The following is a 25,432-nucleotide window of genomic DNA, read 5'->3' on the forward strand; positions in this document are numbered from 1 at the left end:
AAATTGTACGTCTTTCAGTATACTATATAATTTTTATATATTCAAGTCTAATTGAGAATGTCGTTTAACGCGCCTACAACCCTGGTAATGTCAGACTTGCGCGAGTGTCCCTCTGCCCTGCCGTTGAGCACCGCGAGATACCTGCTGTCCGCCGAGGGATAGAACTCCAAAGTATCGGTGGAGTTGTCGTCGGAATAGGTGTAGGTGATTTTCATTTCGGGGCTTCCCGAGGGAGTCTCGGTCTTTGCGTCGGCAAGCTCGATTAGTCCTGCGTCGTCATAGAGGGGTGAGAATTTCTCGGTCTGAATTTCGTTTCCGTTGTAGTAAACGACGGTGGTTGTGGACTCGGTTTCAGAGCCCTGGTCGTCGGTTGTAAGGACGGTTTTTGAGCTCAAATCAAAGCTGTATTCCTTGCCGCCGTAGGTTACTGTCATATTCGAAAGCGCGGTCATTTTCGGGTTGAGCGCATACTCGCTGATAAGCTTTTCGTACGAGGTATTAACCCAAGCGACCTTTTCCGCCTTGATTGTGTACACAACGTTTCCGCCACTGACCATAAGATTAACCGTTCCTTCACCGTTGGGCTTTGAAGCGAGCAGCTCAACCGTCGCGTCGGAATACGCCGCCTTTACGTGCGCGTAGGGCTCGGAAAGTCCCGCGGATGAAAGCTGGGATTCCGAGGGGTTAACATACACAACGCTGTCTGCGAAAAGTCCGCGGATTCCACCGGTGATAAGGCTCGATTCCTTTTCGTTTGCATAGCACTCGATTGGAGCGGTCATCTTATATGAAGCGCTGACCTTTTCGGAATTGTTCGGAACAAGCTCGATTGTCTCGGAGAAGTTTGCTCCGTTAATTTCAACCGACTTGGGCTGGCTGGTTTCGGTGTCGGAAGCCGCGTCGTTGATGGTAAGGCTGATAAGGTCGGTCAGTCCGAAATCAAACGCCGCCATTGTTTCCTCGTCCGCAAGGTAAATGTCCTCGCCGTCACCGAATTTCACGTAAGTTCCTGCCTCCTGCGGAGCGTTGTTGCCGACGGTGATTACCGCCTTGGTATTGTCGATATAGGTTACGGTCGCAACCGCTCTGGGAGCATCAAAGCCGTAGTCGGCTGAGTTTTTGCCGTCGTCCTTGCCTGCAACCTGCGAGAACGATACCGCAGCCGCTGCAGAGGCGATTTGGTCGGGAATTCCGCCCTGAAGATTAAACTTTTCGTAACCCTTAACGGTGTAGACCGTCGCCTGACCTTCGGGGGTATTTGACAAAACGTCAACCGTGCCCTTTTTATTTTCGAGGTGGATTTGGCTTATCTGGGCAGGGTAGTATTCAATGAGCTTTCCACTGCCGTTTTGCTCGACCTCGCCGCTGCTGTTTCTTTGAACGGCTGCCTGGTGATAACCCTTTGAGTCGGTCGATACCGAAATTTGAGCCTCGTCAACGCTTGCGGCTTCCTCGTCCTTTTTTTCGCCCTTTGGCAGAAAAATCAGCAGAAGCATTATTCCGACAAGCACAACCGCCGCGGCAATTACAGCGAAAAGAACCTTTTTGTTTTTCATTATTTATTCCTCCTGCGCAGCCAGGTTACAAGACCGATTACGAGGATTACAACGGGAATTACAATAACGAACACCACGAACATAACCGCCGCTGTTCCGGCGTCGGTAACGCCGAGCTCGGTGTTGTTAAGCGACTTGCTCTCGATTGTTACGCTGTCGTCGCTCTTCTTGCCGACGGTGTTGAAGATATTTACGAGGAACGCGGAGTTGTTGAAGCTGTTGATTGAAAGGAACTGCTGGCTGAATATTTTATCCGAGCCGAAAACTATTACCCTTGACTCGGCGTCGTTGCCGCTCTTAACGCTCTCCGCGGCTACCGAAATCGTCTTGCCTGTGACAGCGTCGTTATACTTCCAGTCCTCGGGCGGATTGTACGGCATAATGCCTGCCTTGTCGGTGGTATTGAGCAGCGAATGAGCCGTGGCTTCGTCTGTCACGGTAATTCCGCGCGACTGCAGGGTAACAACCGGAACGTCGGGGTTTTTGAGCTTATCCTTGTAATATTCGGTGTAGTCGGTGATAAACGCGAACTCCGACACGCCGTTGAGCAGATGATCCTGGCTGGTTTCAAACACATAGCCGTCGCTGAGCTGGAGCTTCCACTCCTCTAAGAAAGCGTTGAGGTTCGGGGTGTTTGTGTTCTGCGAGCTCGGAACGTAGAGCAGGTTTTTGCCGTACTTTCCGCCGTTTTCAAGCCAGTCGGATAGCTTTTTAATCGCCGTGTCGTCGAGGTCGACCGACGGAGCGTAAAGTACAACAAACTGCGCGTCCTTGTCGATGTCCGCAGTCAAAAGAGTAATCTCGTTAACCTGATAAGCGTTGTTGTTGAGCAGGGTTGTGATTGCGGAGTAGTCCGCCTCCTGGTTGCCCTTTAGAATGTCAACGACAGTTTTGTTTTCGGTCGTTACGTTGAGCACCGCGGTAATAACCGCCTGCTCTACCTTTGTTCCGGTAAAGTTGTAGTAGCCGTAGGTTGAGTATGATTGCTCGTCATACTCAAAACAGTCTTCAAGCGTAAGCGCCTTGTACTGTTCGCCGCACACAACGAGCGCGATATTCTTGCTTGACGTCCAGTCAACATTTGTATATTTTTGAGTGAACGACGGGTTAGAGGCGGTGTCGACATACTCCACCTTCAACTTGCCGTTTGAACTGCTCTCGATTTTTTCGAGCAGGTTTTTCGCCTGAACAAAGTACTCGCCCTTTTGAACGAACAAATCCTCGGTTGAGAGGATGTAAACGGTAACATCCTTGTCGAGGTGCGACATATAGTCGACGGTATCCTCGTTAAGCGCGTAGGCGTTGTTTGCGGTTAAGTCGAGCTTTAGCTCAGGGAAGCGCTCGACGAGCAAGCCTACGATGATGTTAATTACAATTACAATCGCGACCGTACCGAGCACAATGCCCGTCGCAACCGCGCCGTAGCGCGCCTTGCGCGATTTAAGGAATGCCTTAAGGCCGCGTTTTTCGGTTGATTTAGTATTTTTATCCATTTCGCGACCTCCTTAGCTCCAGCGTCTTTTTTCAAGCACGCGCACCGTAAAGAACAAGAACAGCGCGGTAACGCTCAAAAAGAACACAACGTCAACTATGCTGAGTATGCCGTAGGTAAAGTTTTCGTAGTAGCTCAGGAAGTTGATTTTGTTAAGAATACTTTTAATCCAGTCAACCTGAATAAGGCTGATAAGGTAGTTTGTCATACTGATAACAAGGCCTACGCCCATGCCGATTACCGCGGCAACTACCATACTCTCGGTCATAACTGAGATAAACACGTTTATCGCAATCAGCGAGCCGCCCAAAAGCAGAATTCCGATAAAGGTGCAGAGAATTACCGACCATTCGGGTGACGCGAAGAATGAGATTACAACCGCGTACACAAGGAAAATGCAGCAGCAGATTGCGTAAAGGCAAAACGCGCCTAAAAACTTGCCGAGCACAATCTCTGTCAGGCTTGTAGGAGCGGTCAGCAGAGCCTGGTCGGACTTTTGCTTTTTCTCCTCCGCAAAGGTTTTCATTGTGATAATCGGGATTAAGAACAGAATTATGTAGAACATATTTCCGTATACATACGACAGACTTGACGAGTTTGCCGAAATGCAGTAAAAGTTGAAGAACAAGCCTGAGAAGAAGAAGTAAACCGCCATTACAACATACGCGGTTGCCGAGCTGAAATACGCGCCGAGCTCGCGCTTTAATATTGCACCCATTACGCGTTACCTCCTCTGTCAGAATCCTGTGTAAGCTTAAGGAACATATCCTCGAGCGTTTCGTCGCCCGACTGCATCTCCATAATCGGAGCGTCGAGGCGTACCATCGCGCTGAAAACATCCTTGCGGATGTCCTCGTCCTTGGAGTAGGACACGCTGTACTTTACAAGTCCGCCGGCAAAGCTCCGTACCTTTTCAATCTTGGTAACGCCGGGGATTTTCTTAAGCTCGTCCACAACTGCCGACGATTCGCTCGCAACGGTAATCATAAGCTTTTTCTTGCCTGAGAGCGACTGCGAAAGCTCGTCGGTCTTGCCGTCAGCGACAATTTTGCCGTTAGAAATTACAATTACCCTGTCGCAGGTAGCCGAAACCTCGGAAAGCACGTGGGATGAAAAAATAACTGTGTGCTTTTTGCCGAGACTTCTGATTAACTTTCTGAACTCAATAATCTGCTTGGGATCGAGACCTACGGTGGGCTCGTCCAGAATAAGCACCGGCGGATTGCCGATAAGCGCCTGCGCAAAGCCTACGCGCTGGCGGTAGCCCTTTGACAGATTTTTGATAATTCTTCCGCCCATGTCCGACAGACCTACAAGGCGCATAACCTCGTCGACGTGCTCCTTTTTGGGGAGCTTTACCTTTTTTAAGTCAAACATAAACTCAAGGTATTTTCTCACCGTCATATCGGGGTAGAGCGGCGGAATTTCGGGCAGGTAGCCGATTTTTGCCTTTGTCTTTTTCGGCTCCTCCAAAATCTCGCTTCCGTCGACCGTGACGGTTCCCGAGGTTGAGGAAATATAGCCGGTGATTATATTCATGGTTGTCGATTTTCCGGCGCCGTTCGGGCCGAGAAAGCCCAAGACCTCTCCGGAATCAACGCTGAAGCTGATATCGTCGACCGCCTTTAGGTCGCCGTACCGCTTTGTAAGGTTTTTGACCTCAATCATGTGCTTCACTCCTTAAAAATCCAATTTTAAACCATATTAATATTATCACAAAATTATATTTTTGGATAGTGAATTTTGTAATTTTTCATTTTTTTATCACAAAAGCGGATAATTATTCCCTTGTCGGGCAGATTAAAATAAAAAAACGGGGTGATTAAATGCAATTTGTTTGGGCGTTTTTAATCGGCGGTCTGATTTGCGTAATAGGTCAGATTTTGATTGACAAAACAAACCTTACTCCTGCGAGGATTCTGACCGCGTTTGTGGTCGCCGGAGTTGTTCTCGGAGCGCTTGGGCTGTACCAGCCGCTAATCGACTTTGCCGGAGAAGGCGCGGCTGTGCCGATAAGCGGCTTCGGCAACCTGATGGCAGGCGGAATGAGGGACGCGATTAAAGATGACGGCGCTCTCGGAATTTTGACAGGTGCTTTGAAAAGCTCCGCGGCAGGTATCGGCGCGGCGATATTTTTCAGCCTGATTGCGGCGTTTGTGGGAAAATCTAAGGATAAAAACTAATACTAATACCCAATAAAAAGCAGACAATCTTTGCGGTCTATTTTCCGCAATACTGCGTTGTCGTCCTTGCAAGGCGTCAGCCTTGCCGCGTCCTTCGCCTTGTCTTGCGAAAAATATCCTCGCAAATATAAGTCTTCTTTCTATCAGGAATTAGTATAAAAACACGCCGTAACAAAATCCTGTTACGGCGTAATTTTTCGCTTTTATTTTACTCCTGTTTTTCTGCAAAAGCCGTTCATACAACAGCCTTCGCACTTAGGCGTTCGCGCTTGGCAGACGGCTCTCCCGTGGAGCACAAGGCGGTGGCAAAAATCGTTGCTCTCCTCCGGGGGAAGAAGCTTTTTTAATTCCATCTCTATCTTTTTCTGGTCGGTCAGCTTGTGAAGCCCGAGCCTTGTCGTAATGCGGATACAGTGGGTGTCAACCACCACGGCAGGCTTGCCGTAGACGTCGCCGCAGATTAGGTTCGCGGTTTTTCTGCCCACGCCCGGGAGCTTTGTGAGGTCGTCGATATTATCGGGCACTTCTCCGCCGAAATTATCACGGAGCATTATGCACATATTCACAATATCCTTTGACTTTGTCTTGTAAAGTCCGCAGCTTTTGATGTATTCCGCAACGTCCGAAACCTCGGCTTCAGCGAGTTCATCGATGGTTTGGTAACGCTCAAACAGCGCCGGAGTTACCATATTGACCCTCGCGTCGGTACACTGAGCCGACAGACGCGTTGCAATTAACAATTCGTGCGGTTTTTTATATGTAAGCGAGCATATCGCGTAGGGGTACTCCGCCTTGAGAGCCTCAACCGCGTTCAGCGCAATCTCTTTTTTCGTCATAATATCGCCCCTTTGCAAATAGTTTAACATATTCCGAAGGCTATTGCAATTACTTAAAAAAATTGTTAGAATAAGTAAAAGGAAGTGGGAGATTGTATGTACAAGAATTACATTTTCGATTTATACGGAACTTTAATTGATATAAACACCGACGAGTGGAGCGCTCAGCTTTGGAAAAAAACTACTATCCTTTACGGCTACAAGGGAGCGCACTACACCTACCGCGAGCTCCAAAGGGAGTATGGCAGGCTGATTGACAAGGAGAAAAAGGCGGTGCACCGCCGTCATCCCGAATACAAGGTTATCGACATTAAGCTCGACAAGGTTTTCCGCGCGCTTTACACTCAAAAAGGAGTAAAGCCGAGTAAGAACGATATTCAATTTATCGCTTCGGCTTTCCGCTGTTTCTCGACAAAATATATCAAGCTGTACGACGGCGTTATTGATTTGCTCGACACGCTGAAAGCTAACGGCAAAAAGATTTATCTGCTATCAAACGCCCAGCGTTGTTTCACCGAAAACGAGCTTAATATGCTCGGGCTGACAGAGTATTTTGACGGAATTTGCATAAGCTCGGACGAGGAATGTTCAAAGCCCGACAGAAATTACTATCAAATTCTGTTTGACCGCTACGGACTTAAAAAACACGAGTCGATTATGATTGGCAACGACTGGCAGTCGGACATCGGCGGCGCGGCGGACTTCGGCATTGACAGCCTGTACATTCACCAGAGCATTTCGCCTGTGATCGAGGGCAAGCTGCGGAGCACCTACACCGTTATGGACGGCGATGTTTTTAAGATTAAAAAATTGACGGTTAAATAATAAGCTTCACCCCGGGAATAATATTTCCGGGGTGATTTTTTTGAAAATGAAAAAGCAGACTAAAAATTCAAAACGCCATAGAGCAACCGATTCTTCGGATATTGTAGAAGAACTAAACGCGGTTTCCGCCATGGATTTTACAGGGTTGATTCCGGCAAATCCGGACTTTTACAGCGAAGAAAACTACGAGGAAATTATGCCGCAGGGGTTCCCGCAAAACAACGTGGAATAATTTAAAAGCAAAAGGCGCTCCCAAAACGGGAGCGCCGAAGCTTTGCGTAAAATTACTTATGGCTAACGTGCCAGATTTCGTTTGCGTACTCGAGGATAGCTCTGTCTGAGGAGAACTTTCCTGCGTTTGCAACGTTGAGGAGGCACTTCTTGCCGAATTCCTTGCGGTCAGCATAATCTGCATTCGCGCGAATCTTGGTCTCGATGTAATCGGGAAGATCCTGAATAAGGAAGTAGTGGTCGGGATCGTGCCAGTGAGTACCCTTTGTAAGAGCGTGGTGAAGCTCACGGAAGCTGCCCTCACCCTGAGCGCCGTCGTCGTCAAATGTGCCGTCGATAAGGGTGTTGATAACTCTCTTAAGCTCGGGATTCTGCTCGAGCAGACCTGCGGGGTTGTAGCCTTCCTTCTTAAGTCTGTCGATATCCTCAACTCTTGCGCCGAAGATGTACTCGTTCTCTACGCCTGCGCACTCTGCAATCTCGATGTTAGCGCCGTCCCATGTACCGAGGGTAACCGCACCGTTGAGCATAAACTTCATGTTACCTGTACCGGAAGCTTCTAAACCTGCTGTTGATGTCTGCTCAGAGATATCAGCTGCAACAACAATCTTCTCAGCGTAAGATACGTTGTAGTTCGAGATGAAGTAAACCTGGAGCTTATCCTTTGTATCGGGATCGTTGTTAACGAGATTTGCAATCTCGGTGATGTATTTGATGATAGCCTTAGCTCTTGCGTAACCGGGAGCAGCCTTTGCGCCGAAGATAAAGGTTGTGGGAGTCCAGTTGGGAAGCTTGCCTTCCTTAATGCGGAAGTAAATAGCCATAATTGAGAAAGCGTTGATAAGCTGTCTCTTGTACTCGTGGAGTCTCTTAACCTGAACGTCAAAGATAGTGTCGGGGTTAACGTCGAAGCCGTCCATCTTCTTGATGTACTCTGCGAGCTGAACCTTCTTCTTAGCCTTAATCTTATTGAACTTGTTGATTGTTCTCGCGTCGAGGCAATCGTTAAGAACAGAAAGCTTTGAAAGGTCGATAAGCCAATCGTCGGAGCCTACCTTGTCGGTAATAAGCTCTGAAAGCTCGGGGTTGCAAAGGCCGAGCCAACGACGCTGTGTAATACCGTTTGTCTTGTTGAGGAATCTCTCGGGATATACCTGATACCACTCCTTGAGCAGGTCAGCCTTAAGAATCTCGGTGTGAAGCTGAGCAACGCCGTTTACATATGTGCCTGCATATGTTGCAAGTCTTGCCATATGAACTGCGTTACCGTCGATAATGCGCATCTTTGCGCGCATCTCGTTGTTAATTCCCTTTGCGATAAGCTCTTCCTGGCACTTGTTGGCGATAAGGCAGATGATGTCATAAATCTCGGGGATAACCTGAGTCATCAAGTCTGCGCTCCACTTCTCGAGAGCCTCTGAAAGTACGGTGTGGTTTGTGTATGAGCAGGTCTTGCGGGCAATCTCAAACGCCTCATCAAAGCCCATACCCTCGAGCTGAAGAAGTCTTACGAGCTCGGGTACGCATGATACGGGATGGGTATCGTTAAGCTGAATAGCGTTCTCCTCGGCAAAGTGGCTGAAGTCTGTGCCGTGCTTTGCCTTGTAGCGGCGCATGATGTCCTGAAGAGAAGCCGAGCAGAAGAAATACTGCTGCTTAAGTCTTAATACCTTGCCCTCATACTTGTTATCGTTAGGATAAAGAACCTTAGAGATATTCTCGGCATCGTTCTTCTCCTTAACAGCTCTGTCATACTCTGTGTTGTTGAACGCTGTAAAGTCAAACTCGTTAACAGCCTCTGCCTGCCAAAGGCGGAGAGTGTTGATGTTGTCGGTCTTGCAGCCGATTACAGCCATATCGTAGGGAACAGCCTTAACTGTCTGGTCTTTAAACGAAACGGTTACAGCCTCGTCCTCTCTGCGAACGCACCAAGGGTCTTTAAAGCGCTGCCAATTGTCGGCAATCTCTACCTGATAGCCGTCCTTGATAAGCTGCTTAAAGAGGCCGTACTTATAGCGGATTCCGTAGCCGTCAAGGGGAACCTCCTGAGTAGCCGCAGAATCAAGATAGCAGGCAGCGAGACGTCCGAGTCCGCCGTTACCCAATGCGGCGTCGTCGATTTCCTCGAACACATTGATGTCGATTCCCTTTTTCTTGAGAAGCTTTGTAACCTCGTCAAGAATACCGAGGCAGTAGAGGTTGTTGTACATCATTCTGCCCATGAGGAACTCTGCGGAGAAGTAGTAAGCTCTTCTCTCGCTGTTGTGCTTAGCCTTGCTCTTTGCCCAGTTGGGAGCGATTTCTCCCATTACAACCTTACCGAGAGCCAGATGAAGCTCGGAAGGAGTAAGCTCCTCTACCTTTTTACAGTAGGCTTCCTGAGCGGTAATTTCAAGCTTTTCCATAATGTTACCCATTGTTTTTAGTCCTCCATTCGTCCTGTTCTTTCAGACAGTGTTTTTAATTTTTCCGCAAGCTCGTCTGTTAATACGGTCTTATCGAGTCTCCATGTCCAGTTGCCGCCGAGGGTTGACGGTGTGTTCATTCTGGCTTCCTTGCCGAGACCTAAGATATCCTGCATCGGAACAACAGCCATGTCGGCCTTGCTCTCGTAAGCGGTGCGGATAAGTCCCCAGTTAAACGGCTCGTCGTCGGGCATTTTGCAGTATTCTCTTGCGTAGGCTATGTCGCTCGGTTTAGCGGTTTCGAGCCAGCCCATAACGGTGTCGTTGTCGTGGGTGCCTGTGTAAACAACACAGTTGTTTGTGTATTTATGCGGCAGGTAGTCATTTTCCTCGCCGCTGTCAAAGGCAAATTCAAGAACCTTCATGCCCGGGTAGCCTGTCTGCTCCATGAGCTCGGTAACGTCGGGTGTAAGAGTTCCCAAATCCTCTGCGACGATTTCAAATTCGCCGCACGCCTCTTCCATCATTTTAAAGAACTTAATCCTCGGTCCTACAACCCACTCGCCGTTGATGGCGTTCTCTGCGGGGTAGGGGATTGAGTAGTAGCTTGCAAACGCGCGGAAGTGGTCGATTCTTGTGATGTCGTAAAGCTTTGAAGCCGCCTTTATGCGCTCGAACCACCACTCGTAGTCGGTCTGCTCAAGATAATCCCAGTCGTAGAGCGGATTGCCCCAAAGCTGGCCTGTCGCTGAGAAATAATCGGGCGGACAGCCTGCTACCGCGATGGGATCGCCGTCGTCATAGAGCTGGAAAATTTCGGGATTTGCCCAGGTGTCGGCGCTGTCCATTGCAACGTAAATCGGCATATCGCCCAAAATCTTGATACCCAAGCCGTTTACATAAGCGCGGAAGCTGTCCCACTGCTCGTAGAACTTAAACTGAACAAATTTCCAGAAGTTAATGTCTTCTCTGAGCTTGCGCTCGTAACGGCGGATTGCCCTTTCGTCGCGCATTTTGATGTCCTCGGGCCACTCGGTCCAGGATACCATATCAAAGCTCTTTTTAACAGCCATGTAAAGTGCGTAGTTTTTAAGCCACTTGCTGTTTTTGCGCTTAAAGGAACGGAACGCCCTTTGATCGCGGGTTTTGAAATTGTCAAAAGCGATTTTCAAAACCTCAAATCTGCTGTTGTAAATCTTCTCATAATCAACTTCAGCGTCGTTGTCGCCCCAATCAAAGCTCTCAATCTGCTTTTTGGTAACCAAGCCCTCGTCAGCGAGGGTATCAAGGTCGATTAAGTAGGGGTTTCCGGCGTAAGTTGAAAATGACTGATACGGCGAATCGCCGTAGCTTGTCGGGCCAACGGGAAGAATCTGCCAAACCTTCTGTCCGGACGCTTTCAAAAAGTCCGCGAACCGGCGAGCTTCTTTGCCGATGGTGCCGATGCCGTAGGGTGACGGAAGCGAAGTTATAGATAAAAGTATTCCTGCGCTCCTTGCCATAAAATCAACTCCAATCTGACGGATATTTAGTTTTTCCATAAGCATTGTGCAAAATAGCACCAATTACCCATAGTATCAAATTAATCTTACCACAAATCTGCTGATTTTTCAAGTATTTTTCTTCATTTCTATGGTCAATATTTTACAAAAAGTGCCTGCGGGCACTCTCGCTCGACTTTGAAAGGCGAGAACGTAAAGCAATATTTCTGTAACGACACGATTAAAACGCAGGTGTTTCCTTTTCGGCAAAAAACTCCGGCGTTCCCTGACAATCAGAAAACGCCGGTTTTGGCTTATATTTTATTGTGCACAGGTTTATATCAGAAGGATGAGCCGCCGCCTCCGCCGCAGCCGCCTCCGCCGCCTCCGCAACCTCCGCCGCCGCAGCCGCCTCCGCCGCTGCTGACGTGGGTTTCTACAACAACGGTTTCGGTTCTCACCAAAACAAGCTGAGCAGGGGTTGTCATAAGCGTGCCGTGACCGACGGTCTCGGGAGCTTCAACCGACTTTCTGAGCGGATTAAAGCGCTTTGAGAACGCAATGCTGAGCGCCAAAATCACGCCTACCATAAGCGAAATTACGGCAAAGCTTACGTACTTCATCGGCTCTGAGATTGCCTCTCCCCTTGCGGTCGCGTACATCTGCGAATACGCTTCCTCAGCGAATTTATCGTAATCCTTCGCGGTAGCGTATTTGCTTGCGTTATCGGTAATCGAGCGCGCCTTTGAGTCGGTTATCATCTTATACATATCGCCGTAGGACTGTATATTAATCTTTCTGATTCTCATATTTATCGCGAGAATGCTCGCGCTGTCGTAGCCGTAACATTCAAGGCGCTTTTTTCTCGCCTGGTCAAGTCCGTCGCCTGTGTAAACGTCTGTTGACCAGAAAATTATATGTCCATACTCGGTAATCGGAGCCATTTCTTCGACAAGCTCAAGTTTTTCCTCAGCTGTAAGCAGATTTACGTCGTCCATAATAAGCACCTGATAGCCCGTGTCGGGATTGGTGTACTGCGCGGACGCTACGCTTTTTTGAGCGCTTGCCGCGTTTGCGCAAAGAACCGAAGCGCCGAGCAGTACCGCCGCGGTAAGAAGGAAAGCAAAAGCTTTTTTAAACTTAGTTAGAGTCATAGCGCGCTCCTTTCTTTTTAAACTGCGGCAGCGGTCTTTTTGCCACCTTGGTTTGAAAGGCGATGTGGTACAGCGCAAGTCCGAAAAGCTCGAGTGCCAGTACAACGCACGCGGCGTATGAGATAATATTATAGGCAGGGTCAATATACACGATAAGCGCCGACAAAGCTATGCTCACGAGCATTACGACCTTAAGCCAGATTACGCGGTTCAAAAACCACTTTGCCTCCTGCGTAACCCTCTGCCTGAGCTGAGAAACGTTATCAACCTTCATCTTCTTTATCTTGCTCGAGGTCGCGTATTGTGAAAAATTGGCAAGCAATATGAAAAAAAGTGAGCCGACTAAGCCCGCTATTCCGAAGAACCGCATATCTCCGTCGTACGAGCCGTCGGAGGCTATCATAATAATAGAAATAAACGCGACTATCGTTGCGATTTTATGAAGCGACCTCTGGATTGCCGAGCCCTTTGCCTCACCGATTACGGTCAGGTTTTTGTCTACGGTAAAGTTAAACGACCTCTGCATAAAGTACATTCCGGTTAACGCGAGGAGCGCGCAGAGTGCTAAAGTCATATTCGCTTTAATCGACGGCAGAACCGTCATAGCCGCGAATATCAGTCCGAAAACGATTGCCGAAATTCCCAGCGCCGCGATTAAAATTCTGAGCGGACTGAGCGGCAAATCCGCCGACACTTTGCCGGTCTGTCCGTTAACGGCGGCGTAGGTTATGCTGTCGCCGTTGCGGTTGCTCATAAACCACACGGGGTTCATTGTCCTTGAAACCGAGCTGATTTCGGCAGGGATTTTGTTCTTCGCAGATGACATTGTGAGCTTGTTTTTCCTCAACGTCATATCAATCGCCGGAGATTTTGTGTACACGGTCTCAGCGTCAGTCATAATCTCCTTTTTAATCTCGTTGTCGTACTCGTGGGGATCGACGTTGCCGGTCTCGGCGTAAAATCCGCTGAGGTACGCCGGAGCGAATTCAACCGCACCTTCTGGCTTGAACGGCGCGAGGCTCTCGCTCAAATCGTCGTCAAAGGTCGCTGACGCGTCGTGCGAAAAGCCGTCGAGCGCATAGTCGGTATTGCTGCGGATATCGTAGTGATAAATGTGATATGTATTGCCCTTGTAGTGCTCTCTTGGGGAAACGCCCCTTATGCTGAACGGACCGTTAACCTTTGCGCGGTAGTTCCAGTAGGGCATATAAATTCCCCTGAAGCCCTCCGCGTCGGGATTGCGGTACTTTCCGCCGATAAACGGATTTTTACGCACCTGCTTTTTGTACAGCTCACGGCACTGCTCCTTGGTAATTTTAAAGGGCACAACCGTGTCGGGCTTCCACTCCTTGCGGATTTTGTCAAAAATCATCGACGCTCCTCCGCAGTACTGGCAAAAACCTATCGCGTCGTTTTTGTCGGTGGTGACAAGCTCCGCTCCGCACGACGGACAGCTGTAAACAAAGCTGTCAAAGTACGGCTGGGTTTTTGCGTCGTCGCGCGTGCTGTTGTCCGTGATTTGCTTGGGATCAAAGCGGTTATGGCAGTAATCGCATGCCATTTGCTGGCTTTCGATTTCAAACCTTAAGCCTGCTCCGCAGGTTGGACAGGGTATCATAGCCTAACCTCCTATTTATTTTCTACAGATTTACTTTTTTACAGAATAACACTCCGACAACACCTGAAACAGCGCCGCGTCGCTCGCGAGCTTTCTGATGTAGTCGCGTGAATTTACAATATTATTTGTGCCGCCGAGCATAAGCTTTACTGCGTAGGCGTTTTCCGCTGTGCAAACGCCCATAAACACAAGTCCTACGGGCTTTTCGGCAGTGCCGCCGGTAGGTCCGGCAATTCCCGTAAGGCTTACGGCGATATCCGCGCCCGAGAGCTTTTTAACACCCTCTGCCATTTGGATCGCGGTTTCGGCAGACACCGCGCCGAGTACCGCCAAGGTCTCCGCGCTTACGCCGAGGACTTTTTCCTTAATGCCGTTTGAGTAACTGCAAATTCCGCACTCAAACACCTCGCTTGAGCCGCTCACGCGCGTTATGCGTTCGCTGACAAGTCCGCCTGTACAGCTTTCCGCTGTGGCTACCTTTATGTTTTTTTCTCTCAGCTTTTGAACGACATCGATATGGAACGTGTCCTGATTAAGGTTGTTTTTGCGCAAAAGCTGAATTATATCTACATCTGTCAATGTTACCAAAATTATCACCTCATTTTTATTTTACCACTAACCGCCGTTTATTGCAATTCTTTTTAATTTGTATTATACTATTTTATAATACTTTTTGATGAGGTGCTGTTATGGCGGCTTGGTTTTTTACGGAAGAAGAAATTGAAACTTCAAAATACATTATCACCGGCGAGAACGCAAAGCATATCCGAGTTTTGCGGATGAAAAGCGGTGAGGAGCTCACGCTTGTAACGCCGTGCGGAGTTCAGCGTAATTGTGTTATCGAAAGCGTTAACCAAAACCTTGTAGAGGTTGACATTAAAGAGAGTATGCCTTGCCAAAACGAGCCTGACGTTTTTGTAACTCTGTATCAGGCGCTGCCGAAGGGTGACAAGATGGATTTTATCGTACAAAAGTGCGTTGAGCTTGGGGTAAGCCGTATCGTTCCCGTTATGACCGCGCGGTGCGTGTCACGTCCCGACGAAAAATCCTTGAAAAAGAAAATCGCGCGCTGGCAGAAAATCGCCTTGCAGGCGGCTCAGCAGAGCAGGCGCGGAATTATCCCCGAGGTTTGCCGGTGTATTAGCCTAAAGCAGGCGGCAGAGCAGTCCGCTGAAAACAACAAAAATATATTTTTCTACGAGCTCGGCGGAGAGTCCGTAAAGAATATCCTGACAGAAAAACCAAAGACAATCGGTATGTTTATCGGCAGCGAGGGCGGCTTTGAGGAAGCTGAGGCGGAGCTTGTATTATCCCACGGCGCGACAGCCGCGACGCTCGGCAAAAGAATACTCCGCGCCGAGACCGCGCCGCTGGCGGCGTTATCTATTATTATGTATCAGACCGGCAACTTTAGCTGACAGCTATTGACAACATCGCTTTAATGCGCTAAAATGATAGTTAGACTATTTTTAAGGGGAATAAAAATGAAGCTTACAGGTGCAGAAATTATTTGCGAATGTCTTTTGGAGCAGGGGGTAGACACCGTTTTCGGTTATCCGGGCGGTGCGGCTCTTAATACATACGACGCTCTGTATAAGTACAGCGACAAAATCACACACATTCTTACCGCTCACGAGCAGGGCGCGTCCCACGCGGCTGACGGTTACGCGCGTTCAACCGGAAAAACCGGCGTGGTGCTTACCACCTCAGGCCCCGGCGCGACAAACATTGTAACCGGAATCGCGACCGCGAACATCGACTCAATCCCTATCGTGGCGATTACCGCTAACGTTACCACCGACCAGCTGGGCAGAGACAGCTTTCAGGAGGTTGACATTGTAGACATTGTTAAGCCAATCACAAAGGACAGCTGGCTTGTCGAGACAATCGAGGATTTAGCTCCATCAATCCGCAGGGCTTTCGCTCTCGCAAAAAGCGGCAGAAAAGGTCCGGTGCTGATTGACGTCCCCAAGGACATCACCGCTCAGGTAACAGAATACACTCCCGAGCCCAAGGCTCACAGGGAGCTGATTGAAATTCAAAACCCCGGCAGTATCCGCAGAGTTCAGGAGCTTATCAGAAATGCCAAGCGCCCGATGATTTACGCCGGCGGCGGAATTATCAGCGCGAACGCCTGCAAGGAGCTTCAGGAATTTGCAAGGCTGATTGACGCACCCGTTTGCTGCTCGCTGATGGGACTCGGCACAATCCCCGCAAGCGATCCGCTCTGTATCGGCAACATCGGTATGCACGGCGGATACGAAACGGGTATGATCACCGCCGAGTGCGATTTGATGATTTCCTGCGCGGCGCGTTTTTCGGACAGAGTTGCCGGCGACAGAGAGAAGTTCGGCAATCAGGCAAAGATTGTTCAGCTTGAAATTGACGACAAGGAGATTAACAAGAACGTCAAGGTTGACGAGTATATTCTCGGTGACGTAAAGGCGAGCCTTTCTGCGCTTGTTATCGGACTTGAACAGCAAAGCCATCCCGACTGGCTCAGCCAGATTGAGGTTTGGAAGCATAAATTTGACGACGTAAAGCCCTACGAGGACGAGTTCCCCCAGGCGCACGATGTTATTTACGCGGTTAACGACCTTAAAAAGCCCGAGGACATCATCGCTACCGACGTTGGCCAGCATCAGATGTGGGTTGCGCAGTACGCTAAAATCGAGCGCGAAAGAACCCTGCTGACATCAGGCGGTATGGGCACAATGGGCTTCGGTATGGGCGCGGCTATCGGCGCGCAGGTTGCTCACCCCGAAAGGCGCGTGTTCCTGTTCACGGGCGACGGCAGCTTCCATATGAACCTTAACGAGCTTGTCACGATGAAGTCGTACAACCTGCCGGTGATTGTTCTTGTTATGAACAACCGCGTGCTCGGCATGGTAAGGCAGTGGCAAAAGCTGTTCTACGGCAGCCGTTTTTCGCAGACCGATCCGCACAGAGCTACGGATTTTGTTAAGCTTGCGAACGCATTTGGTGTTGAGGGTATGCGCATTACACGCGACGAGGAGATTATGCCCACGCTTGAAAAAGCAATCGCGCTGAACGCTCCGGTTGTAATTGATGTGCAAATCAGCCCCGATGAAAACGTACTCCCGATGATTCCGCCCGGAAAAACCGTTGACGACATAGTAACCTCAATGTAGCAACGTGACGTTGCATCCAATTCCGCCTTTTTAAAGGTTTGATTTTTCTTTAGGTTTGATTAACGGCGGGTTCAAAAGTACGCGATATACTTAACTTTTTAAATCAACAGCTAAAACAACCAATAAAACAAAACTGTCATTCTGAGTTTGTTCTCAAAATGACAGTTTTTATTTTGTTAATTAAAACACATACGGCTTACTGAGCTCAAAATCCTTTAAAACATTCTTAATTTCGGGCTCGGCTTCCGGTGACGCGTTGATGTAGATTACGCTGTACTCGTTGAGCGAAACATAGGCGTAGTGGTTATTTGTAGTCTCGGTATAGAACATATTAAAAGCTAAATCCTGCGACGTGTAGCGCGTTGTCAGCCTTGGCTGAGAACGGATCTCGTTTAAGAATCTTCCGGCGGTCTCTCTTGCGGAGAACAAGCCGTAGTTTTGTGAATACTCGTCAAATTCAAGGTAAGTAATCTCAAACGAATTATCCTTCGGCTTAGCTGTATAGCATTTGGAGATGTACAGCTCTTCCCTGCCCTTGATTGTATCCTCAACCGTCAGTCCGTGCTCCTCCATATAGGTCACAAACTGCTCGGGCGTTACCCTGTCGTGCTGGAAATTATAGATAACCGAGGCGTTATAAATCGCAAAATTCATAACCACAAAAATAACTATGGCTGCTCCTCCGGCGATTATCATTCGCTTCGCCTTGATTTTGCGAACCGTAAACACAACACCCAATACGGTCGCTGCGAGCACTACCAAAAACGGAATTATAAACACGGTAAATCTTACAAACTGATTTTCGGTCAATATCGTTGTGACAAGCCCGAATATAAGCGTTATATAGAACGGCGTAAAAAACGATGCGGTAAAGAAAAAATCTCTGGAAACCCTAACCGCACAGCGCTTTACTTTACCCATTCCGGTCGGTGTTTTTGACAGCCTTCTGTCAAGGTAATTCTTTGCGGATTTCAACAGCTTTGAGAGCTCCTCCGGATTTTCAAGCTCACTTTTATCAACGCAGAACCTCGCCTTGTTCTGCATTTTAAAGATAAAATATCCGTCGGTTTCCACAAGCTCCTTTATATTGGTATAAAACAGACTGAGCGGTTCCGCGCCCTCCTCAGCGATTACAAGGTGATCGTAGAAAAAGTTAAGCGTACAGGCGTGTTTTTTGCCGAACTCCACCGCCTTGCGCGTGTGGACAAAGCTGATAATTGTCAGCACTCCGCCTGCCGCGGCGCACAAAACAGCCGGCAATATAATCTCCCACACATTAAATATGCTGTCCGAAAATCTTGCGAGGACCTCGGGCGTGAACGAGAACATATTGTTCTCAAAAAACATCATTACCGCGTACATTCCCAAAAACAGCAACGCCATTGAGACAAGCACGATTACCGCCGTTGAATACTCATAACGCATAGCGGTTTTTATCGACTTTTTATCCGTCAGCGTTTTCGCCTGAGCCATCGGCTGGGGAATACTCTCGGTCTCGGGCTTGCCCAAAAGCGCGTCCACGGTTGTGTCGAATATCTCGCTGATTTTTATAAGCAGGTCAACCGACGGCATTGTTCTGTCGTTTTCCCACTGGCTAACGCTCTGGCGCGTTACATAAAGCTGATTTGCGAGCGCGTCCTGCGACAAGCCTTTTTCTTTTCTTAAGCTCTGCAGCTTTTTGCCGAACGTCATTTAAACAGCCCCTCTTCGTCGTAATACTCCTTATCGGAAAGGTCGTCCTTTTCTTCCAAATTGTACTCGCTGCTCTTGAACATACCCTCGCCAAAGCGGTAGCTTGTGTTCATTGAGCGTACAATCCCTATGCCCAAAATGATTACAATGATGATGAGCGGAATTAAAAGCCAGCCCATAAACTCACCTCCCGTGTTTGTTGAGCCAAGTATATAATACCTTACCGAAAAAGTAAAGAAAGTATCGCTTTACATCAGTATTTATCGGACAAAACGGCATTATAAAATTGTTTTTCCATATGGATTTTTTATCACTGTGCCAAAATTTCCTCGAGCATATCGCCTGCATCCTTGCACAAATCGGCGCAGGTAAGCCTTGTTTTTATCCTTATTCCGAGCAACTCGCGGCATACGAGCGAGCCGTTTTTCTCCCTGAACCTCTCGGCAAACTGCCTGAACGCACCGTTGGCCGCAGCTTTGTTTTTGCCCTTGGCGAGCCCTATTACCATATTCGCGCCTGTCACGGTTCCGCAGGTCTCCCTGAGTCCGCCCATTCCGGCGCCGAAAGACGCGGCAATCATCATCGCGGTTTCTCTGTCCATTCCGTAGTCCTCGCAAAACGCCAAAAGCACCGCCTGAGCACAGTTGCAGCCGTTCTGAAAATTGTTTTTCGCTATATCTCCCTTTGTCACGTTATCAGTCCTTTTCATTTTTCTAAAATTATACCATTTGCAAAAGCGGCGGTCAACAAAATTTTCCTATACAATTTTGTTGTTTTTTGTTGACAAAAACAGCAATTTAATTGTATAATGGCACCAAGTATTTGACAATACGGAACAAACAAAAAAGGAGGATATCTATGAAAAAGCTGTTTACAAAAGCAGTTGCCGCATTTTTAGCTGCTGCTATTGTTCTGCCGGCAGGAACCGCAGCCGCTTTTGCAGAAACCACAGACAAATCCGGTGAACCTAACTATTACCTCGGTTCGTTCTACTACCGTCCGGGCGAGGGTGAAATTTATGGTTTGTCAGACAGCGTTGACTACTATGCATATTCAGACGACTATTTCACAAAGAGCAGCAAGGAGTATGACTCTCACCTTGCAACGCTGAGCATGTCGCTTGCCGAGGCTTCGGTAAGCAGTACGCGCGAGCCGTTCACCCCCGAGGGCTATGCAAAGAAAAACCGCGACGTTATCGCGTTTTTGGAGGACATCGGCTTCTCTGACATCGCTATAAACCACGACTACACAATCAAGCCCACCAAGGACACAATCGGCGTTGCATGCGCCCACAAAAAGATTGTTCAGGACGGCAAGGAATACACCATGCTCACAATCGTTCCGCGCAGCGCAGGCTACGAAATGGAATGGGGCGACAACTTTGTTCTCGGCGCAGAGGGCGACGCAAAGGGCTTTGACCGTTCGTCGGACAAGTGCCTTGAATTTGCCAAAAACTACGTTGAGGAAAACAACATTTCAGGCGACATCAAGGTTTGGGCAGCCGGCTACAGCCGAGGCGCAGCTATTACAAACCTGAACGCCAAAAAGCTTATTGACAATCCCAAGGAACATTTGGGAGAAAGCATTGAGCTTGCTCCCGAAAACCTTTACGCCTACACCTTCGGTACTCCTTATGCAGCCGACACGGCTCAGGATCCCCACAACGAGAAGTACGCCGGAATCTTTAACATTTACCAGACAAGCGAGCTCGCTTCTATGATGGCTCCTGCCAGGATGGGCTTTGACCGCTACGGCACAAGCACCATGATTAAGGATATGGACAAGTACGATGATATGCTTGCCAACCTCAGCACCTGCAACCCCGGAATTTACGAGGAATTTATCACAACAACATCATCAGAGCACTTTATGCCCAAAAAGCTCGGCTTCACTGACGGTTCAATCGGCATGGTTGACGACCCCGACTCTTATATTCCCTCGGACGCGTCAACTTACCTTTCAGGCCTCGGCGCTTATCTTACCAAAATTACGGGCGGCAGAGCAAGCTATGCCGAAAAATACGAGGAGGCGTTCTCTGACTTTATCGGCTACGTCCGTTCGCTTGACGGCGACGAGACTTCCGCGTTCGGCTCGGGACTTATGGGCAGCGACAGCGCGATTGACGCGGTAGTCGCGATGTACGCTTACTTTATGAAACAAAAGTATAAAACCGAGATTAACGCCACCAACGAGGCGCTCACAGCAAAAGCTCAGGAGCTTGCTGTGGTCACAAAAAGCGCCCTTGCGGAAACCGAAAGCAAAGACGGCAGTGAGGAAGTCGGAATTGACGCCGGACAGATTGCCGGTCTCGCGATAAAGCTTGGCAAGTACCTGCTTATGGACGCTGACGACATCAGACCTATTGCCGCGAACTACCTCTGCGACGCGGTCTACGACGGTATGACCGCCGCAAACGCTTCTCAGTATCTTGTTGACAAAATCGCCAACCCCAAGGCGGCTTACTCGCTTACCTTCACCCTGTCTCACCTTGTATTCGGCAACATCTGGCAGAGCAGCGAGGTAAGACCTCTGCTTATCAACAACGAGCAGATGAAAAACGCGGCTACTCTTGTCAGCAACATTACAAAGCTAATGTACGACCACACCAATGAGGTGTATATGTCATGGCTCAGACTTGACGACAGCATTTTTGCCGATTATAATGCTCTAACCCCCGACCAGACTAATGGCTACCGCAGAGTTTACTTTGACGCTCAGAACCCCGAAGCTCTCGACGGTACAATCCTCAACAGCAAAGGTCAGACCGTAGGCGTTATCGATGACGGTGCTCTTGTTGAGACCACCGACAAGTGGGTAGGCTTTACCACCACCGATGACGGTGGCTTCCTGCGTATTCCGATGGATATGGATTACTCGGTTGTATTCAAAAACTACAGCGGTTCGATTTCGGCAGGCGTAAAGGAATATGACGTTTACACAGCTGTTGCCAATGATGTATTCAACGGCGCTGCAGAGAACGTTGAAAACGCTACCGTTACCCTTTCGCTGCCCAAGCCCGACGTAGGATATACTATCCCCACCGAGGTTCAGTACACCCTTTCGGTTCACGAGGATAAGAGCGGCGACGTTCTTTACGGCGACGCAAACGGCGACGGCAATGTTGACATTCTCGACGCGGCTGCTATTCAGCAGGCTGCTAACGAAAGAATTACCCTCACCGAGGATCAGGCGCTTGCCGCTGACGTAAACGGCGACGGCGTTGTTGATATTCTCGACTCGGCTCTTATTCAGAAATACGCCGCAGGAAAAATCGACAAATTCCCGATTGAAAAGGAATAACACAAATTAACCGTTCAGGCTCTCCCGTTTTTGGGAGAGCCTTTTTGAATATCAACGTAATTTTATGCTTGTACAATACACATTTTTATGGTAAAATTATATGTTAGTAATAATTAATAAGAAAAAGGTGATGAAAATTGTCTTTTCCGCAGGATAAAATCCGCAATTTCAGCATTATAGCCCACATCGACCACGGCAAGAGCACACTTGCCGACAGAATGTTGGAGCAGACAAATTCCGTATCCGCTCGCGATATGGAAGCTCAGCTGCTCGACGATATGGAGCTTGAGCGCGAACGCGGCATTACAATAAAGGCACGCGCCGTAAGCGTTGTTTACAACGCCGACGACGGCGAAAAATATCTTTTTAACCTAATCGACACCCCAGGTCACGTCGACTTTAACTATGAGGTCTCGCGTTCGCTCGCGGCATGCGAGGGCGCGATACTCGTTGTTGACGCTTCTCAGGGTATTGAGGCGCAGACGCTTGCCAACACATATCTCGCGGTTGACAGCGGACTTGAAATCGTACCGGTAATCAACAAAATTGATTTGCCCAGCGCCGACCCCGAGAGGGTTATCACCGAGATTGAGGACATTATCGGAATCCCTGCCGAGGACGCTCCGCAAATTTCGGCAAAGGCAGGTATCAACATCCACGCCGTGCTCGAAAAAATCGTCACCGATATTCCGGCGCCCACGGGCGATATTAACGCTCCGCTGCGCGCGCTGATTTTTGACAGCTACTACGACAGCTACAAGGGCGTTATCATCTACGTAAGGCTCAAGGAAGGTCAAATTCACCCGGGCGACGAATTTAAGCTGATGGCGACAGGCAGTGTGTTCAACGTTGTTGAGTGCGGACTTATGCACGCTACCCAATTTGAAAAGACCGACGGTCTTTATGCAGGCGAGGTTGGCTACATCTGCGGTTCAATCAAAACCCTTGCCGACGCAAAGGTGGGCGATACGGTAACGCTTGCCAATAACCCTGCGGCAGAACCGCTGCCCGGCTACCGCGAGGCTCAGCCGATGGTATTCTGCGGAATTTACCCTGTTGACGGCGCAAAGTACGGCGACCTTAAAGACGCGCTCGAAAAGCTCCAGCTCAACGACGCGGCGCTCTCATTTGACCCCGAGACCTCGGTTGCGTTAGGCTTCGGCTTCCGCTGCGGCTTCCTCGGACTTCTGCACATGGAGATTATTCAGGAGCGCCTTGAACGCGAATATATGCTCGACCTCATCACCACCGCGCCGAGCGTAATCTACCGAATTACCAAGACCGACGGCACGGTTGAGCAGATTGACAACCCGACCAACTACCCCGATCCGTCGCTTATTCAGATGGCTGAGGAGCCCGTTACCGACGCGCACATTTACACTCCGAAGGAGTATGTCGGCAACATCATGGAGCTCTGTCAGGACAGGCGCGGAACGTTTATTGATATGCAGTACATCGACGCCGACCGCGTTGATTTGCATTACATTCTCCCCCTCGCGGAGATTATTTACGACTTCTTTGACACGCTCAAGTCGCGCACACGCGGCTACGCTTCGTTTGACTACGAGCTTAAGGAGTATGTTCCCAGCGAGCTTGTCAAGCTCGACATCATGCTCAACGGCGAGGTTGTTGACGCGCTGTCGTTTATCATCCACAAGGACAAGGCTTATCCGCGCGCGAGGAAAATGGCGGAAAAGCTAAAGGAGAAAATCCCCAGACAGCTCTTTGAAGTGCCGATTCAAGCTTGTATCGGCGGCAAAATCATCGCCCGTGAGACCGTAAAGGCTATGCGCAAGGACGTACTTGCCAAGTGCTACGGCGGCGACATCAGCCGAAAGAAAAAGCTGCTTGAAAAGCAGAAGGAAGGCAAAAAGCGTATGCGCCAGCTCGGCACCGTAGAGGTTCCGCAGGAAGCGTTTATGGCTGTGCTTAAATTAGACACCGATTAGCGGCAGGGTGCCCCTGCGGTCAATTCCGCCTTTTTAAAACGTGATTTAATATAAAGGTTTTATTAACGGCGGTGCGAGTTGCCTCGCAGGCAATTCCGCCTTCTTAAAACGTAAATTTATTCATAAGTTTTATTAACGGCGGGTCTGAACGGAGTATAAATAATTAACGTTTAAATCAAACGTTTCTTTAATACAATCATTAAAGCGAATATACAATAAGGAATGATAAAAATGTCAAAAGGTAGATTCGGTATTCACGGCGGACAGTTTGTTCCCGAAGCGCTGATGAATGCCGTAAACGAATTTGAAGAGGCTTACTTCAAGTACAAGGACGACCCTGAGTTTGTCGCGGAGCTTGACTTTCTTATGCGCTAGTACGCCGGCAGACCGTCGCGCCTTTACTATGCCGAGAAAATGACCAAGGACCTCGGCGGTGCGAAGATTTACCTCAAGCGCGAGGATTTAAACCACACGGGCTCGCACAAGCTCAACAACTGCCTCGGTCAGTGCCTGCTTGCAAAAAAGATGGGCAAGACAAGGGTAATCGCCGAGACCGGCGTTACCGGAATTAAGGGCGAGATTATCGCAGGCTTGGAAGAAACCATGCGCGTTGTTAGGGAGGTCTGCGACACCCCGTGTGCAATCGGAATCGGCAATCCGAGCGTAGAGGAAGCCGCCGAGGCGGCTAAGGCTTCCGACGGCGTAATTATCGGCGCGCAGGTCGTAAGCATTGTTGCAAAATACGGCAAGGACAGCATTGAGCCTGTTATAGACTACATCAAAAACATTAAAGACGCGGTTAAATAATTTGAGGAAGTTACTATGAGCGAAATTGCAGAGCTTCAAAGGTTGATTGACAACAGCAACAAAATAGTTTTCTTCGGCGGAGCAGGCGTGAGCACCGAGAGCGGTATCCCCGACTTTCGAAGCGTTGACGGGCTGTACAACCAAAAGTATGATTATCCGCCCGAGGAGATTTTGAGCCACACGTTTTTTGAGAGGAACACCGAGGAATTTTACCGCTTTTACCGCGACAAAATGCTCTGCCTTGACAAAAAGCCGAACAAGGCTCACCTTAAGCTTGCAGAGCTTGAAAAAGCAGGCAAGCTCAGCGCGGTTGTCACCCAGAACATCGACGGTCTGCACCAGGCGGCAGGCAGTAAAAGAGTTTACGAGCTGCACGGAAGCGTGCTGCGCAACTACTGCCGTAAGTGCCGCAAATTTTACACCGCAGAATATATTAAAAAATCCGAAGGCGTACCCAAGTGCGAATGCGGCGGCGTGATTAAGCCCGACGTTGTGCTGTACGAGGAAGGTCTCGACGACAGCGTGGTATCAGGCGCGCTCAACGCGATTATGCAGGCTGATTTGCTGATTATCGCAGGAACAAGCCTGACGGTTTACCCTGCGGCTGGGTTTATCCGCTACTTCCGCGGAGACAAAATCGTGCTGATAAACCGCGACTCAACTCCGTTCGACTCTCAGGCGGACTTGGTTTTCCACGACAAGGTTGGCGAGTTACTGGATAAGATAAATGTGCCTTCGGCACGCTAAATTC

The 25,432-nt window shown here is 49.0% G+C and carries 21 protein-coding genes and 1 pseudogene; 9 read left to right on the forward strand and 13 right to left on the reverse strand.

The annotated features are described in order from the left end of the window. Nucleotides 1-47: 47 nt before the first annotated feature. From AB1I50_RS06700 to AB1I50_RS06715, 4 genes are read right to left on the reverse strand one after another with little or no spacing between them, the layout of a single operon-like run. A complete protein-coding gene (locus AB1I50_RS06700) occupies nucleotides 48-1,556 on the reverse strand; it encodes a DUF4340 domain-containing protein (protein ID WP_407723274.1) in 1,509 nt (502 codons plus the stop codon). After that, on the reverse strand, nucleotides 1,556-3,049 hold the full coding sequence (locus AB1I50_RS06705; RefSeq protein ID WP_407723275.1) for a DUF7088 domain-containing protein: 1,494 nt from the start codon (nucleotides 3,047-3,049) through the stop codon (nucleotides 1,556-1,558). The genes AB1I50_RS06700 and AB1I50_RS06705 overlap by 1 nt, the downstream gene beginning before the upstream one ends. Before the next feature lie 12 nt (nucleotides 3,050-3,061). Then, nucleotides 3,062-3,766: an ABC transporter permease gene (locus AB1I50_RS06710; protein WP_407723276.1), complete on the reverse strand. Its 705-nt coding sequence runs from the start codon at nucleotides 3,764-3,766 to the stop codon at nucleotides 3,062-3,064. Further along, complete coding sequence (locus AB1I50_RS06715; RefSeq protein WP_407723277.1) at nucleotides 3,766-4,716, reverse strand: ABC transporter ATP-binding protein; 951 nt, start codon at nucleotides 4,714-4,716, stop codon at nucleotides 3,766-3,768. The genes AB1I50_RS06710 and AB1I50_RS06715 overlap by 1 nt, the downstream gene beginning before the upstream one ends. 158 nt (nucleotides 4,717-4,874) lie before the next feature. On the opposite strand from AB1I50_RS06715, the gene spoVAE reads away from it, so the two are divergent. After that, on the forward strand, nucleotides 4,875-5,231 hold the full coding sequence (gene spoVAE, locus AB1I50_RS06720) for a stage V sporulation protein AE (RefSeq protein ID WP_407723278.1): 357 nt from the start codon (nucleotides 4,875-4,877) through the stop codon (nucleotides 5,229-5,231). A gap of 203 nt (nucleotides 5,232-5,434) precedes the next feature. On the opposite strand, the gene nth is transcribed toward spoVAE, so the two are convergent. Continuing rightward, nucleotides 5,435-6,067: an endonuclease III gene (nth, locus tag AB1I50_RS06725; RefSeq protein WP_407723279.1), complete on the reverse strand. Its 633-nt coding sequence runs from the start codon at nucleotides 6,065-6,067 to the stop codon at nucleotides 5,435-5,437. A gap of 96 nt (nucleotides 6,068-6,163) precedes the next feature. Between nth and AB1I50_RS06730 the strand changes: the two genes are divergently transcribed. Further along, complete coding sequence (locus AB1I50_RS06730; RefSeq protein ID WP_407723280.1) at nucleotides 6,164-6,892, forward strand: HAD family hydrolase; 729 nt, start codon at nucleotides 6,164-6,166, stop codon at nucleotides 6,890-6,892. Nucleotides 6,893-6,938: 46 nt separating this feature from the next. After that, nucleotides 6,939-7,124 carry a hypothetical protein gene (locus tag AB1I50_RS06735; RefSeq protein ID WP_407723281.1) on the forward strand — a complete coding sequence of 62 codons (186 nt, stop codon included), beginning with the start codon at nucleotides 6,939-6,941 and terminating at the stop codon, nucleotides 7,122-7,124. 52 nt (nucleotides 7,125-7,176) lie between these two features. Here AB1I50_RS06735 and AB1I50_RS06740 read toward each other — a convergent pair whose 3' ends face one another. The 5 genes from AB1I50_RS06740 to AB1I50_RS06760 form a co-directional block, all read right to left on the reverse strand. Next, on the reverse strand, nucleotides 7,177-9,540 hold the full coding sequence (locus tag AB1I50_RS06740; protein ID WP_407723282.1) for a glycogen/starch/alpha-glucan phosphorylase: 2,364 nt from the start codon (nucleotides 9,538-9,540) through the stop codon (nucleotides 7,177-7,179). A gap of 5 nt (nucleotides 9,541-9,545) precedes the next feature. Beyond that, nucleotides 9,546-11,030, reverse strand: coding sequence for a 4-alpha-glucanotransferase (gene malQ / locus AB1I50_RS06745; protein WP_407723283.1), 1,485 nt, complete (start codon nucleotides 11,028-11,030; stop codon nucleotides 9,546-9,548). 320 nt (nucleotides 11,031-11,350) lie between these two features. After that, nucleotides 11,351-12,163 carry a TPM domain-containing protein gene (locus AB1I50_RS06750; protein ID WP_407723284.1) on the reverse strand — a complete coding sequence of 271 codons (813 nt, stop codon included), beginning with the start codon at nucleotides 12,161-12,163 and terminating at the stop codon, nucleotides 11,351-11,353. Continuing rightward, the gene (locus tag AB1I50_RS06755; RefSeq protein WP_407723285.1) at nucleotides 12,150-13,781 is read right to left on the reverse strand and encodes a TFIIB-type zinc ribbon-containing protein; all 1,632 of its coding nucleotides are present in this window, start codon (nucleotides 13,779-13,781) and stop codon (nucleotides 12,150-12,152) included. Before AB1I50_RS06755 ends, AB1I50_RS06750 begins: the two co-directional genes overlap by 14 nt. 30 nt (nucleotides 13,782-13,811) lie before the next feature. Continuing rightward, complete coding sequence (locus AB1I50_RS06760; RefSeq protein ID WP_407723286.1) at nucleotides 13,812-14,369, reverse strand: CinA family protein; 558 nt, start codon at nucleotides 14,367-14,369, stop codon at nucleotides 13,812-13,814. 101 nt (nucleotides 14,370-14,470) lie between these two features. Between AB1I50_RS06760 and AB1I50_RS06765 the strand changes: the two genes are divergently transcribed. Beyond that, nucleotides 14,471-15,199: a 16S rRNA (uracil(1498)-N(3))-methyltransferase gene (locus AB1I50_RS06765; protein WP_407723287.1), complete on the forward strand. Its 729-nt coding sequence runs from the start codon at nucleotides 14,471-14,473 to the stop codon at nucleotides 15,197-15,199. A 66-nt stretch (nucleotides 15,200-15,265) separates the two neighbouring features. Then, on the forward strand, nucleotides 15,266-16,933 hold the full coding sequence (ilvB, locus tag AB1I50_RS06770; protein WP_407723288.1) for a biosynthetic-type acetolactate synthase large subunit: 1,668 nt from the start codon (nucleotides 15,266-15,268) through the stop codon (nucleotides 16,931-16,933). 180 nt (nucleotides 16,934-17,113) lie between these two features. On the opposite strand, the gene AB1I50_RS06775 is transcribed toward ilvB, so the two are convergent. The 3 genes from AB1I50_RS06775 to AB1I50_RS06785 form a co-directional block, all read right to left on the reverse strand. Beyond that, nucleotides 17,114-18,625, reverse strand: a complete 1,512-nt coding sequence (locus AB1I50_RS06775) for a helix-turn-helix domain-containing protein (protein ID WP_407723289.1) — start codon at nucleotides 18,623-18,625, stop codon at nucleotides 17,114-17,116. Beyond that, a complete protein-coding gene (locus tag AB1I50_RS06780) occupies nucleotides 18,622-18,804 on the reverse strand; it encodes a hypothetical protein (RefSeq protein ID WP_407723290.1) in 183 nt (60 codons plus the stop codon). Before AB1I50_RS06780 ends, AB1I50_RS06775 begins: the two co-directional genes overlap by 4 nt. Before the next feature lie 131 nt (nucleotides 18,805-18,935). Further along, nucleotides 18,936-19,334, reverse strand: coding sequence for a C-GCAxxG-C-C family protein (locus tag AB1I50_RS06785; protein WP_407723291.1), 399 nt, complete (start codon nucleotides 19,332-19,334; stop codon nucleotides 18,936-18,938). Between the two features lie 149 nt (nucleotides 19,335-19,483). On the opposite strand from AB1I50_RS06785, the gene AB1I50_RS06790 reads away from it, so the two are divergent. The 4 genes and pseudogenes from AB1I50_RS06790 to AB1I50_RS06805 all read left to right on the forward strand — a co-directional run bounded on the left by AB1I50_RS06790 (nucleotide 19,484) and on the right by AB1I50_RS06805 (nucleotide 25,428). Further along, on the forward strand, nucleotides 19,484-21,925 hold the full coding sequence (locus tag AB1I50_RS06790; protein WP_407723292.1) for a dockerin type I repeat-containing protein: 2,442 nt from the start codon (nucleotides 19,484-19,486) through the stop codon (nucleotides 21,923-21,925). 137 nt (nucleotides 21,926-22,062) lie between these two features. Then, nucleotides 22,063-23,874, forward strand: coding sequence for a translation elongation factor 4 (gene lepA, locus AB1I50_RS06795; protein WP_407723293.1), 1,812 nt, complete (start codon nucleotides 22,063-22,065; stop codon nucleotides 23,872-23,874). A gap of 231 nt (nucleotides 23,875-24,105) precedes the next feature. Beyond that, nucleotides 24,106-24,681 (forward strand): annotated as a pseudogene (locus tag AB1I50_RS06800) (tryptophan synthase subunit alpha). Nucleotides 24,682-24,696: 15 nt separating this feature from the next. Continuing rightward, nucleotides 24,697-25,428, forward strand: coding sequence for an NAD-dependent protein deacylase (locus AB1I50_RS06805; protein ID WP_407723294.1), 732 nt, complete (start codon nucleotides 24,697-24,699; stop codon nucleotides 25,426-25,428). Nucleotides 25,429-25,432: the final 4 nt, after the last annotated feature.

Source organism: Ruminococcus sp. NATIVEDY161 (assembly GCF_045819895.1).
In the GTDB taxonomy this organism is placed as follows: domain Bacteria; phylum Bacillota; class Clostridia; order Oscillospirales; family Acutalibacteraceae; genus Ruminococcoides.

Coding starts and splice junctions, on each gene's coding strand:
- AB1I50_RS06700 (WP_407723274.1), bottom strand. CDS start 1,556: ATGAAAAACAAAAAGGTTCTTTTCGCTGTAATTGCCGCGGCGGTTGTG.
- AB1I50_RS06705 (WP_407723275.1), bottom strand. CDS start 3,049: ATGGATAAAAATACTAAATCAACCGAAAAACGCGGCCTTAAGGCATTC.
- AB1I50_RS06710 (WP_407723276.1), bottom strand. CDS start 3,766: ATGGGTGCAATATTAAAGCGCGAGCTCGGCGCGTATTTCAGCTCGGCA.
- AB1I50_RS06715 (WP_407723277.1), bottom strand. CDS start 4,716: ATGATTGAGGTCAAAAACCTTACAAAGCGGTACGGCGACCTAAAGGCG.
- spoVAE (WP_407723278.1), top strand. CDS start 4,875: ATGCAATTTGTTTGGGCGTTTTTAATCGGCGGTCTGATTTGCGTAATA.
- nth (WP_407723279.1), bottom strand. CDS start 6,067: ATGACGAAAAAAGAGATTGCGCTGAACGCGGTTGAGGCTCTCAAGGCG.
- AB1I50_RS06730 (WP_407723280.1), top strand. CDS start 6,164: ATGTACAAGAATTACATTTTCGATTTATACGGAACTTTAATTGATATA.
- AB1I50_RS06735 (WP_407723281.1), top strand. CDS start 6,939: ATGAAAAAGCAGACTAAAAATTCAAAACGCCATAGAGCAACCGATTCT.
- AB1I50_RS06740 (WP_407723282.1), bottom strand. CDS start 9,540: ATGGGTAACATTATGGAAAAGCTTGAAATTACCGCTCAGGAAGCCTAC.
- malQ (WP_407723283.1), bottom strand. CDS start 11,030: ATGGCAAGGAGCGCAGGAATACTTTTATCTATAACTTCGCTTCCGTCA.
- AB1I50_RS06750 (WP_407723284.1), bottom strand. CDS start 12,163: ATGACTCTAACTAAGTTTAAAAAAGCTTTTGCTTTCCTTCTTACCGCG.
- AB1I50_RS06755 (WP_407723285.1), bottom strand. CDS start 13,781: ATGATACCCTGTCCAACCTGCGGAGCAGGCTTAAGGTTTGAAATCGAA.
- AB1I50_RS06765 (WP_407723287.1), top strand. CDS start 14,471: ATGGCGGCTTGGTTTTTTACGGAAGAAGAAATTGAAACTTCAAAATAC.
- ilvB (WP_407723288.1), top strand. CDS start 15,266: ATGAAGCTTACAGGTGCAGAAATTATTTGCGAATGTCTTTTGGAGCAG.
- AB1I50_RS06775 (WP_407723289.1), bottom strand. CDS start 18,625: ATGACGTTCGGCAAAAAGCTGCAGAGCTTAAGAAAAGAAAAAGGCTTG.
- AB1I50_RS06780 (WP_407723290.1), bottom strand. CDS start 18,804: ATGGGCTGGCTTTTAATTCCGCTCATCATCATTGTAATCATTTTGGGC.
- AB1I50_RS06785 (WP_407723291.1), bottom strand. CDS start 19,334: ATGAAAAGGACTGATAACGTGACAAAGGGAGATATAGCGAAAAACAAT.
- AB1I50_RS06790 (WP_407723292.1), top strand. CDS start 19,484: ATGAAAAAGCTGTTTACAAAAGCAGTTGCCGCATTTTTAGCTGCTGCT.
- AB1I50_RS06805 (WP_407723294.1), top strand. CDS start 24,697: ATGAGCGAAATTGCAGAGCTTCAAAGGTTGATTGACAACAGCAACAAA.